This is a genomic window from Micrococcus sp. APC 4021 (assembly GCF_030407635.1).
GTDB lineage: Bacteria > Actinomycetota > Actinomycetes > Actinomycetales > Micrococcaceae > Micrococcus > Micrococcus luteus.
On record NZ_JASDCZ010000079.1, the window covers coordinates 1 to 10,598 of the forward strand.

10 protein-coding genes and 1 pseudogene are annotated in these 10,598 nt (G+C 75.4%); 9 read left to right on the plus strand and 2 right to left on the minus strand.

All coding sequences use genetic code 11. The annotated features are described in order from the left end of the window. Positions 1 to 26 precede the first annotated feature (26 nt). Genes QL983_RS07910 through dop form a run of 5 tightly spaced genes read left to right on the plus strand, consistent with a single transcriptional unit; the run spans position 27 to position 6,451 of the window. Positions 27 to 767: an HAD family phosphatase gene (locus QL983_RS07910; protein ID WP_122054326.1), complete on the plus strand. Its 741-nt coding sequence runs from the start codon at positions 27 to 29 to the stop codon at positions 765 to 767. Further along, a complete protein-coding gene (locus tag QL983_RS07915) occupies positions 764 to 1,891 on the plus strand; it encodes a site-2 protease family protein (RefSeq protein WP_122054328.1) in 1,128 nt (375 codons plus the stop codon). The genes QL983_RS07910 and QL983_RS07915 overlap by 4 nt, the downstream gene beginning before the upstream one ends. 16 nt (positions 1,892 to 1,907) lie before the next feature. Further along, positions 1,908 to 2,972 carry a tRNA (adenine-N1)-methyltransferase gene (locus QL983_RS07920; protein ID WP_122054331.1) on the plus strand — a complete coding sequence of 355 codons (1,065 nt, stop codon included), beginning with the start codon at positions 1,908 to 1,910 and terminating at the stop codon, positions 2,970 to 2,972. Beyond that, a complete protein-coding gene (gene arc, locus QL983_RS07925; RefSeq protein WP_122054333.1) occupies positions 2,973 to 4,727 on the plus strand; it encodes a proteasome ATPase in 1,755 nt (584 codons plus the stop codon). Then, positions 4,724 to 6,451 carry a depupylase/deamidase Dop gene (gene dop / locus QL983_RS07930; RefSeq protein ID WP_122054335.1) on the plus strand — a complete coding sequence of 576 codons (1,728 nt, stop codon included), beginning with the start codon at positions 4,724 to 4,726 and terminating at the stop codon, positions 6,449 to 6,451. Before arc ends, dop begins: the two co-directional genes overlap by 4 nt. 15 nt (positions 6,452 to 6,466) lie before the next feature. On the opposite strand, the gene QL983_RS07935 is transcribed toward dop, so the two are convergent. Together QL983_RS07935 and QL983_RS07940 are read right to left on the minus strand one after the other, a co-directional pair. Beyond that, positions 6,467 to 7,060 carry a cyclodeaminase/cyclohydrolase family protein gene (locus tag QL983_RS07935; protein WP_073116889.1) on the minus strand — a complete coding sequence of 198 codons (594 nt, stop codon included), beginning with the start codon at positions 7,058 to 7,060 and terminating at the stop codon, positions 6,467 to 6,469. A 40-nt stretch (positions 7,061 to 7,100) separates the two neighbouring features. Continuing rightward, positions 7,101 to 7,565: a pyrimidine dimer DNA glycosylase/endonuclease V gene (locus tag QL983_RS07940; RefSeq protein WP_036336875.1), complete on the minus strand. Its 465-nt coding sequence runs from the start codon at positions 7,563 to 7,565 to the stop codon at positions 7,101 to 7,103. Positions 7,566 to 7,689: 124 nt separating this feature from the next. Between QL983_RS07940 and QL983_RS07945 the strand changes: the two genes are divergently transcribed. From QL983_RS07945 to QL983_RS07960, 4 genes and pseudogenes are all read left to right on the plus strand, one after another. After that, a complete protein-coding gene (locus tag QL983_RS07945) occupies positions 7,690 to 7,881 on the plus strand; it encodes a ubiquitin-like protein Pup (RefSeq protein ID WP_036336876.1) in 192 nt (63 codons plus the stop codon). Beyond that, entirely contained in the window at positions 7,878 to 9,272 is a 1,395-nt protein-coding gene (pafA, locus tag QL983_RS07950; RefSeq protein WP_290152201.1) for a Pup--protein ligase, read from the plus strand. Before QL983_RS07945 ends, pafA begins: the two co-directional genes overlap by 4 nt. A gap of 37 nt (positions 9,273 to 9,309) precedes the next feature. Further along, entirely contained in the window at positions 9,310 to 10,401 is a 1,092-nt protein-coding gene (locus QL983_RS07955) for an FKBP-type peptidyl-prolyl cis-trans isomerase (protein ID WP_069941585.1), read from the plus strand. A 32-nt stretch (positions 10,402 to 10,433) separates the two neighbouring features. Beyond that, a pseudogene (locus tag QL983_RS07960) lies at positions 10,434 to 10,598 on the plus strand (FKBP-type peptidyl-prolyl cis-trans isomerase); the annotation flags it as partial.

A 10,598-nucleotide genomic window follows, 5' to 3' on the forward strand; every position in this document is an offset into this window, starting at 1 on the left:
CGGCGGCGCTCGATAGGATGCACTCCATGCCCCGCCACCCCGCGCCCGCCCCGGACGACCGTGCCCGCCGCCTGCCACGCGCCGTCCTGTGGGACATGGACGGCACCCTCGTGGACACGGAGCCCCTGTGGAACGCCGTCCAGCGCCGCCTGGTGGCCGAGCACGGCGGCACCTGGTCGGATGACCTGGCCGCCTCCCTCGTGGGACGCCCCCTCGACGAGGGAGCGCGCCGCCTGCAGGAGGCCGGGCTGGACCTGCCCGTGCAGCGGATCATCGACCTGACGATGGACGAGGTCGTCCAGGGGGTCGTCCGTGGGGTGCCGTGGCGGCCGGGTGCCCGGGAGCTGCTCGTCGCGCTCGCCGAGGCCGGCGTGCCGGGCGCCCTCGTGACGATGTCCCATGCCCCACTGGCCCGCGCACTGGCCGAGCGGGCGCCGGCGGGCACGCTGGACGTCGTCGTCTCGGGGGACATGGTCTCCCGGGGCAAGCCCGACCCGGAGGCGTACCGGCTGGGCCTGCAGCTGCTGGCCGAGCGGACACCGGGGCTGACGGCCGCCGACTGTGTGGCGGTCGAGGACTCCCCGGTGGGCGTCGGCGCGGCCATGGCCGCGGGCCTGCCGACGGTCGGCGTGCCCAGCGTGCTGCCGCTGCCGGCGGGGCTCGCGACCGTCGAGTGGACGACGCTTGCCGGCCGCACGCCGGCCGACCTCGCCGCGGTCCGTCGGATCGCCGCCGCGCGCGGGCCCGGGGCGGACGGGGCCGGATGAGCGGGCCCGCCTCCGTCCGGCTGGGCACGATCGCCGGCGCGCCGGTGCGCCTGTCCTGGTCCTGGCTTCTGATCGCCGCGGTCATCACCCTCGCGTTCGGCCCGCAGATCCAGCGCGCGCTGCCCTTGATCGGCGGCGGCGCCTACGGGGTGGCCCTGGGGTACGCCGTGCTCCTGGCGCTCTCCGTCCTGGTCCACGAGGCCGCCCACGCCCTCACCGGCCGCGCCTTCGGCCAGCGCACCGAGGAGATCGCGCTCACCCTGTGGGGCGGGCACACCCAGTTCCGCAGCCCGTCCGCCCGACCGCTGGACACGGTGCTCACCGCGATGGCCGGCCCCGCCGCGAACCTCGTGCTCGCGGGCCTCGCCCATCTGGCGGCCCGTGCCGTGGCCGGCCCGTCCGTCCTCGCCCTGCTGCTCGAGGTCACGGTGTGGGCCAACCTCCTCCTGGCCGCGTTCAACGCGCTGCCGGGCACCCCGCTCGACGGCGGCCGCATGGTCGAGTCCGCCGTCTGGGCCGCCACCGGCTCCCGGGCCCGTGGCGTCGAGGCGGCCGGCTGGGCCGGGCGCGTCGTCGCGGTGGGCGTCCTCGCGGCGGTGTTCGGCCCCCCGACCCTCGCGGGCCGCGCGCCGGACCTGTTCGTCGTCGTCCTGGCGGCCTGGGTCGCCCTCACGCTGTGGCGGGGCGCGGACGACGCCGTGCGCCACGGGCGCTGGAGCCGCCGGCTGGAGACCCTGCGGCTCGAGCAGGTCGAGGCGCCCGCCATCGCCCTGCCCGAGCACCTCTGCGTCGCCGAGGCCCTGGCCCAGGCGGACGGCGGCCGCCGCGCCGTCGTGGCCGTGGACGGGGCCGGTCGGCCCCGCGGCGTGCTGGACCACACGGCCGCGGCGGGCCTCACCCCGGCGCGCCGCACGACCACCGCCCTGGCCGCGGTCGCCGTCGCCCTGGCTCCGGAGGCCGTCCTCGTCCGCGACGACGTCCCCGCCGCCGGTCCCGACCTGGCCTCCCGCCTGGCCGACCCCCAGACCCCCGTGTGGGTGCTGACCGACGCGCACGGCCTCGTGCGCTCCGTGGTGCCCCGCGAGACGATCCTCGCCGCCGTCGACGCGACGCGGCGTCCCTGAACCGAAGGAGCCCCCCATGACCGAACCCACCGGCGTGAGCGCGCGCCGCGGCCCCCTGCGGGCCGGCCAGCGCGTGCAGATCAAGGACGCGAAGGGCCGCCTCAACACGATCACCCTGCTGCCCGGCGGGGAGTTCCACAGCTACCAGGGCGTGCTGCGGCACGACGACCTGATCGGCGGCTTCGAGGGCGTCGTGGTCGAGAACTCGGCCGGCCAGCCGTACCAGGTGCTGCGCCCCCTGCTGAACGACTTCGTCCTGTCCATGCCCCGCGGCGCCACGGTGGTCTACCCGAAGGACGCGGCGCAGATCGTGCAGCAGGCGGACATCTTCCCGGGCGCCGTCGTGGTCGAGGCCGGCGTGGGCTCCGGCGCCCTGTCCATGTCCCTGCTGCGCGCCGTGGGCGACCACGGTCGCCTGCACTCCTACGAGCGCCGCCCGGAGTTCGCGGACGTCGCCCGGGCCAATGTGGAGGCCTTCTTCGGCGCCGAGCACCCCGCCTGGTCGGTGCACCTCGGCGACGCGCAGGAGGAGATGCCCAAGGTCCACGAGCCGGGCTCCGTGGACCGGGTGGTCCTGGACATGCTGGCCCCCTGGGAATGCCTCGACACCGTCGCCGAGGTCCTGGCCCCCGGCGGTGTGTGGCTGAACTACGTGGCCACCGCCACCCAGCTCTCCCGCGTGGCCGAGGCCATCCGGGACTCGGGCCGCTTCACGCAGGTCGAGGCCAACGAGACCCTCGTGCGCGGCTGGCACCTGGACGGGCTCGCCGTGCGCCCCGACCACCGCATGGTCGCGCACACCGGCTTCCTCCTCACGGCCCGCCGCCTGGCCTCGGGCGAGGAGGCGCTGCGCCTGAAGAAGCGCTCCAAGGTCTCCGAGTTCAAGGCCGAGGACGTCGAGGCCTGGCAGCCGGCCGACGAGGCCCGGTGGACGCCCGAGGCCCTCGGCGAACGGCCGGTCACGGACAAGAAGGCGCGCAAGGCGGCGAAGGAGGCCCGCCTCATGGCCGCGCGGTCACGCGCCGCCGAGCAGGGCGTGGACGCGTACGGTGGGAGGACCCCGACCGGGGAGCAGGACTGAGTGGACGGAGCACCGGTGGACCACCACGCGCAATCAGGCACGGAGCACGCCGAGCAGCGCCTCGCCGAGGCGCGGGAGCTGCTGCGGCAGTCCCAGGCCGAGGCCGAACGGCTGCGGCACCAGCTGCAGTCCGCCCAGCGGCACGCCGCCGGCCTGAGCGAACGCCGTCGGGCCGCCGAGGCCCAGACGCAGACGACCGCCCGCAACAACCGGCGCATGGTCGAGCTGCTCGAGGCCACGCGCGCCGAGATCACGACGCTCAAGGAGAACCTGGACGCCGTCACGCATCCGCCGTTCACCTTCGCCACCCTCGAGGCCGTCCACGCCCCGCGCGATCCCGAGGAGGGCGTGGAGACCGGCGCCGTGGTGCGCGGGGGAGCGGACGTCGTGCAGAACGGCCGACGGCTGCGCGTGACGGTCTCCCCGCTGCTCGACGCCGCCCGCCTCACCCCCGGCGCCCAGGTGCTGCTGGACGAGTCCAGCTCGATCGTCGGCGTCGCCCCGGGCACGGGGTCGGGTCAGCTGCTGCGCGTCAAGGAGGCGCTGCCCGACGGCGGCCTCGTCCTGGCCGGCACGGCGGACGAGGAGCGCGTGGTGCGGCGCGCGCCCGCGCTGGAGGGCGTCGACCTGCGCCACGGGGACGCCGTCACCGTGGACGCCCGCGTCGAATGGGCGCTGCGGCGGGTCGAGCTGTCCGAGGTGGACGAGGTGCTGCTGGAAGAGGTCCCGGACGTCACATTCGAGGACATCGGCGGCCTCGGCCCGCAGATCGACCGGATCCGCGAGGCCGTCGAGATCCCGTTCCTGCACCCCGAGGTCTACCGCGAGCACGGCCTGCGCGCCCCCAAGGGGATCATGCTGTACGGCCCGCCCGGCACCGGCAAGACCATGCTCGCCAAGGCCGTGGCCAACGCCCTCTCGGCCCGCAGCGCGGACGGCGAGCGCTCGTTCTTCCTCAACGTCAAGGGACCCGAGCTGCTGAACAAGTACGTGGGCGAGACCGAGCGGCAGATCCGCGTCATCTTCGACCGGGCCCGCGAGAAGGCCGACGCCGGCTTCCCCGTGGTCATCTTCTTCGACGAGATGGAGTCGCTGTTCCGCACGCGCGGCTCCGGCGTCTCCTCGGACGTGGAGACCACGATCGTCCCGCAGCTGCTCACCGAGATCGACGGCGTCGAGGCCCTCGAGAACGTGATCGTCATCGGTGCCTCGAACCGTGAGGACATGATCGACCCGGCCGTGCTCCGCCCCGGCCGACTGGACGTGAAGATCCGCGTGGACCGTCCCGACGCCGCCGGCGCCGCGGAGATCATGGCCAAGCACCTCACCGCGGACGTGCCCCTGCACGCCGACGACGTCGCCGCGGCCGGCTCCGCGGACGCGGCCCGCGCGACGCTCATCGCCCGGACCGTCGCCGCCCTCTACGACCGCGGCGGAGACACCGCGCTGGCGGAGCTGACGGACGTGTCCGGCACGACCCACGCCCTGCACCTGGCCGACCTCGTCTCGGGCGCCGTGGTGGCCGACGTCGTGGACCGCGCCAAGCGGCACGCGGTGCGCGACTACCTCGCCGCCGGCCAGGCCCCGGCCGCGCTCGGCGTCCGCGAGGGCCACCTGCGCGAGGCCGTGGCCGCGGTGATGGAGGACCAGACGGACCTGCTGGCCACGGTCGCGCCCGCCGAGTGGGCGCGCACCTCCGGCTGGCGCGGTCCTCGGCTGCGCTCGCTGCGCATGGTCCGGGGGGTCGAGGCATGAGCGCGTTCGGCCGCGGGGCCGCGGACGGCTTCGCCCGGGTCGCCGCCGTCGACGTCGGCCCGACCCCCGCCTTCGAGGGCCAGCGCCGGCTGTTCCACGGCGCGGCCGTGCCCCCGAACGGGCGGGACGCCGCCGGCTGGGGCGTGCACCGCGTGATGGGCACGGAGACCGAGTTCGGCATCCACGCGCCGGCCAACCCGGGGGCGCACCACAGCGTGCTCTCGGTCGAGCTCGTGAACGCGTACGCGGACCTGGTCACCCGGTCCGGCTCGGCGGTGGCCGGCACGGAGTGGGACTACACGGGGGAGTCGCCGCTCGTGGACGCCCGCGGCTGGCGGCTGCCGCGTTCGGCGGCGCACCCCTCGCAGCTGACCGACGAGGCGCTCGTGGGCCCGGACGGGGAGCCCGTGCACCTGCTGCTGTCCACCGTGCTGGCCAACGGCGCGCGCTGGTACGTGGACCACGCCCACCCGGAGTACTCGTCGCCGGAGACGACCACCCCGCGGGACGCCATGGTGTGGGACGCCGCCGGGGACCTGGTCGCGCAGGCGGCGGCCGAGCACATCGGCCAGGCCGAGGGCGCCCCGGAGGTGCTGGTCTACAAGAACAACGTGGACGGCAAGGGTCAGTCCTACGGCGCGCACGAGAACTACCTCGTGGCCCGGTCCCTCGACTTCGAGGAGCTCACCGCCGTCCTGCTGCCGTTCTTCGCGGCGCGGCAGGTGCTCGTGGGCGCGGGCCGCGTGGGCCTCGGCCCGGCGGGGGAGCGGCCGGGCTTCCAGCTGTCCCAGCGGGCGGACTACTTCGAGGAGCCCGTGGGCCTGGAGACCACGATCCACCGGCCGATCGTCAACACGCGGGACGAGCCGCACGCCCGCCCCGAGGCCTACCGCAGACTCCACGTGATCATCGGCGACGCGACGCTGAGCCAGCACGCCACGTGGCTGCGGATGGGCATGACCGCGCTCGTCCTCGCGATGGCCGAGGCCGGGACGGCGCCCCGGCTCACCCTGGACGACCCGGTGGCCGCGTTGCAGACGATCAGCCACGACCCGGGTCTGCGGGCCACGGTGCCGCTGCTCGAACGCACCGCGGACGGCCCCGTGCGCCGGCACTGGACCGGGCTGCAGATCCTGCGGTCCTACCTGGACGCGGCCCGCGCCCACTGCGCCGCCTTCGGGGTGACGGATCCGCAGACGCGCGAGGTGCTGGAGGCCTGGGCCATCGACCTCGACGACGCCACCGCGGATCCGCTGTCCCTGAGCGACCGCGCCGATTGGGCGGCCAAGCTGCGCGTCCTCGAGGGCCTGCGGGCCCGCACGGGCGCGGACTGGACCGACCCCCGCCTCGCGATGGTGGACCTGCAGTACGCCGACCTGCGCCCGGCCCGCTCCCTGCACCGCCGCCTCGTGGCCGCCGGCGCCCTCCGGACGCTCGCCGACGAGGCGGAGATCCGTGCCGCCGTCGCCACGCCGCCGCGGGCCACCCGCGCGTGGACCCGCGGCAACCTCGTGGGCCGCCACGGTGACCGCGTGGCCGGCGCCGCGTGGGAGACCCTGCTGCTGCGCGGGGCGGGGGAGCGGGTGCACCGGCTGCACCTGGCCGAGCCGCTGGTCGGCGCCGCCGTCGACCTGCCCGGCTGGTGGGAGGACGCCGCCGCGCCCCGGCCCGACGACGAGGCGCTCGTGGCCACGCTGCCGCCGCTGTTCGGCGCGCGGGCCTGAGGCGAGGGCGGGCGCTCAGCCCGCGACGGCCGCGCGCACGCGGCCCAGCAGGGCGTCCGCCCGCGCGACGAGACGGTCCGCCCGGTCGACGTCGGTGCGCAGGACGCCCTCCAGGCCCTCGTCGCGGAGGGGGCCCAGGTTGGTCTCGAGGGTGACCGCGGCGGCGGTGAGGCCGCCCCGGACGCAGCCGAGCGCCGCACCGACGTCGGAGAGCACGTTCGGGTTCGCCGCGTCCAGCACACGCTCGGCCAGGTCCAGCGCACGCTCGGCGACGTCGACGATCCCGCGGGGCGGCTGGACGGCCTCGGCCAGGGCGGCCTGGATCGCGGCCGAGCGCCGGGCCCGGTCCTCCGGGGTGTCGCGGGGCAGCCCGAACGCCTCGGCCACGGCGCCGAAGCCCCGCTCGTCGCCGTCGGCGAGGCCGAGGCACGCCGCGATCAGGCCCTCCGATGCCCGGGCGTCCTCCTCGGCCGCGCTGAACCGGGCCGCCATGGCCAGCAGTCCGGCGCCCTCGGCGACCGCGAGCGCGCCCGTCGCGCCGCCGCCGGGGGTGGGCTCGCCGGAGGCGAGGCGCCCCAGATAGCTCTCGATGCTCTCGTCGCGGATCATGCCCCCACGGTGCCAGACCGGGCCCGACCGCGGCCCGCCCTCAGGCGCGCTCCCAGGAGGCGACCGGCCCCGGGACGATCGTGAACAGCGGGTGCACGTCGGGGACGGGCGTGTCCGACCACCGTTCGAGCCAGGCGGGGCTGCGCGCGGCCAGCTTGGCGCACAGGTGACGCCACTCCAGGTCGCGCTGGCCCGTGGTGGCCGGGATCGGTGCGAGACCGGCGGGCGGGATGCGCACCGCGCCGTCGGGGGCGGGGCACGGCCGGTCGATCCGGGAGTGGTCGAAGCGATAGCCGCGCGCCGTGGCCTCGGCCTCGAGGCCGGAGAGGAACGCACCGATCGCGCCGGACGGGTCCGGGTGCTCCCGGAACCTCAGCAGCTGCGGGTGGTCCCGATACCCGCGCGTGCGGCCGGCCAGGACGGCCTGCGCGAGCAGGGCCTCGCGCCAGGCGCCCGTCAGGCCCTGACGGTCGAGGTGGCGGGGGTGAAGGGTCCACAGGCGCATGCCCCCATCCTGCCAGCGCGGGGCAACCCGGGGGCGTGGGGCTGAAACGTGGCCCGCGCGTGGGGCAGGATGGGTGGACGCGGACGGAGCACACCGACCCGCGTCGACGCACGAGGAGGCCACCATGTCCCAGGAGCAGATCCGCCCACGCCCGTCCGGCGGCGACGACGAGACCGGCGCCGCGGCGGGCCAGGCGCACGTGAAGCCCGCGGCCCAGGACCAGCGCCTGGACAGCCTGCTGGACGAGATCGACTCGGTGCTGGAGTCCAACGCCGAGGAGTTCGTCAAGGGCTTCGTCCAGAAGGGCGGCCAGTGACCGACGCGGACCGCGCCCGCCGGATCTTCGGCCTGGAGACGGAGTACGGCGTCCAGCACTGGAACCCGCAGGGGCGCCCGCTCAGCCCCGAAGAGGTCGTCCGCTACCTCTTCCGGCCCGTCGTCGAGTGGGGGCGGTCCTCGAACGTGTTCGTGGCCAACGGCTCCCGGCTCTATCTCGACGTCGGCTCCCACCCCGAGTACGCGACCGCCGAGTGCTCGACGCTCGACGAGCTCATCGCCTCGGACGGGGCGGGGGACCTGCTGCTGCACGACCTCGTGGTCCAGGCCGAGGAGCGCATGGCCGCGGACGGGGTCGGCGGCCGGATCCACCTCTACCGCAACAACGCCGACTCCTCGGGCAGCTCCTACGGCTCCCACGAGAACTACCTGCTGCGCCGGCGCACCGAGTACCGGCGGCTCACCGAGGCGCTCGTCCCGTTCCTCGTCTCCCGGCAGATCCTCGTGGGCGCGGGCCGCGTCGTGCCCGCCGGCACGTGGCCCGAGGGCGAGGGCCCGGCCCACTTCGCGTTCTCCCAGCGCGCCGACTTCGTGCAGGACGGCGTGTCCTCCTCCACCACGCGGTCCCGGCCGATCATCAACACGCGGGACGAGCCGCACGCGGACGCCTCCGAGTACCGGCGCCTCCACGTGATCGTGGGGGACACGAACCTCTCCGAGCACACCCACCTGCTGCGCTTCGGCGCCACCGACCTGCTGCTGCGGATGATCGAGGCGGGCTTCCCGCTCGGGGACCGCGTCGTCGCCCACCCCACCCGTGCGGTGCGGCAGATCTCCCACGACCTCACCGGCACGGCCCGCATCGCGCTCCGGGAGGGGGAGGCCTCCGCCCTCGAGCTGCAGGAGCACTACCTCGAGCGGGCCCGCGCCTTCGTCGCCGCGGAGGGTGCCCACCACGACCGGGTGGGGGAGGTCCTCACCCTGTGGGGCGAGGTGCTTGACGCCGTCCGCACCGGTGACCGGTCCCGCATCGAGGACCGCATCGACTGGGCGATCAAGCTGCGCCTGCTGGAGGACTACCGGGCCCGCCACGACCTGGGCTGGGACGCGCCCCGCCTCGCCCAGCTGGACCTGGCCTTCCACGACATCGACCCCGACCGGGGGCTGTTCCGCCTGCTGCGGCGGCGCGGGGCCGTCGCGCGCCTGCTGCCCGAGGACGCCGCCCGGTCCGCCGTGGAGGCCGCCCCGCCCACCACCCGGGCCCGTGTGCGCGCGGACTTCGTGTCCCGCGCCCGGGAGCGCGGCCTGGACTACGCCGTCGACTGGACGACCCTGAAGCTCACCGACCATCCGCTGCACGCGATCGTGACGAAGGACCCGTTCGACACGTCGTCGGCCGCCGTCGACCGGCTGTTCGAGCGGATCGCCTGACAGCGCACGCCCAGGACGCGCCGTTAGGGTGACCCGCATGAGTTCGTTCGAGACCCCCCAGCCCCCGACGGCCCGCCGCCGTCGCCGCCTGCTGCCGCTGCTGTCCCTCGGCGCCGCGGGCCTGATGCTGGCCACCGCCTGCGCCACCGGCGACGACGGCGCGGACCAGCCCCACAGCGACACCGCGTCGGCCTCCACGTCGGCCGCCCCCGAGCGGGCGGCCGTCGGCGAGGGCCAGGGGGAGCCGGACGCCCTGACGGGTGTCACCTTCACGGAGGGCGACGGCGGGGCGCCGACGGTCGAGATCGACGGGGAGATCGACACCGACCAGCCCACCACGCGCGTGCTGACCGCCGGCGAGGGGGAGCAGGTGCAGGAGGGCGACGTCCTGAAGATGTCGATCGCCGTCGTCGATCCGGCCAGCGGCGAGGTGGTCGCCGAGAACTTCAGCGGCGAACCGGAGGCCGTGCCCGTGGACGACCAGCTCAAGTCCATGAACCCGGAGATCCACGAGATGCTGGTGGGCAGCGGTGCCGGCACGATCGTCGCCGCGTACAGCCCCGAGTACGACGTCCCCGTCCCGCAGACCGAGAGCGCGTCGCCGAGCGCCTCCCCCTCCACCCAGACGCAGCCCGCCCAGCTGTTCGTCTACAAGATCGACGCCATCCTGCCGAAGCAGGCCGAGGGCGAGGAGGTGACCGAGCGGGACGAGCGCCTGCCCGACGTCACCGTGGACGAGCAGAGCGGCCGGCCGAGCATCGCGAAGCCCGACGGCGAGGCGCCCCAGGAGCTGGTGGTCCAGTCCCTGATCGAGGGCGAGGGCCGCGAGGTCGGCGCGGACGACACCGTGACCGTGCAGTACGAGGGCGTGACGTGGTCCGACGGCGAGGTCTTCGACTCGTCCTGGGAGACGGGCCAGGCCATCACGTTCTCCCTCAACCAGGTCATCGAGGGCTGGAAGGAGGGTCTGGCCGGCCAGAAGGTGGGCTCGCGCGTCCTCCTGTCGATCCCGGCCGAGAAGGCCTACGGTGAGCAGGGCAGCCCGCCGGCCATCGGCGAGAACGAGCCCCTGCTGTTCGTGGTGGACATCCTGGACGCCCAGGCGCCCGCCACCGAGTCGGCGAACTGACCCCGTCCACGAGAACCCCAGAGGAGAGCACCGTGTCCTTCGGACAGCGCGACTACGACCGCACCAAGCCCGAGATCGACTTCCCGGGCGAGACCCCGCCCACCGAGCTCGTGGTGGAGGACCTGATCGAGGGCTCCGGCCCGGCCGTCGAGGCCGGCTCCCGCGTGCAGGTCCACTACGTGGGCGTGGCCTGGTCC

Excerpts from the sequence above, each read along its gene's own strand:
- QL983_RS07910 (WP_122054326.1), top strand. The coding sequence starts at position 27 with ATGCCCCGCCACCCCGCGCCCGCCCCGGACGACCGTGCCCGCCGCCTG.
- QL983_RS07915 (WP_122054328.1), top strand. The coding sequence starts at position 764 with ATGAGCGGGCCCGCCTCCGTCCGGCTGGGCACGATCGCCGGCGCGCCG.
- QL983_RS07920 (WP_122054331.1), top strand. The coding sequence starts at position 1,908 with ATGACCGAACCCACCGGCGTGAGCGCGCGCCGCGGCCCCCTGCGGGCC.
- dop (WP_122054335.1), top strand. The coding sequence starts at position 4,724 with ATGAGCGCGTTCGGCCGCGGGGCCGCGGACGGCTTCGCCCGGGTCGCC.
- QL983_RS07935 (WP_073116889.1), bottom strand. The coding sequence starts at position 7,060 with ATGATCCGCGACGAGAGCATCGAGAGCTATCTGGGGCGCCTCGCCTCC.
- QL983_RS07940 (WP_036336875.1), bottom strand. The coding sequence starts at position 7,565 with ATGCGCCTGTGGACCCTTCACCCCCGCCACCTCGACCGTCAGGGCCTG.
- QL983_RS07945 (WP_036336876.1), top strand. The coding sequence starts at position 7,690 with ATGTCCCAGGAGCAGATCCGCCCACGCCCGTCCGGCGGCGACGACGAG.
- QL983_RS07955 (WP_069941585.1), top strand. The coding sequence starts at position 9,310 with ATGAGTTCGTTCGAGACCCCCCAGCCCCCGACGGCCCGCCGCCGTCGC.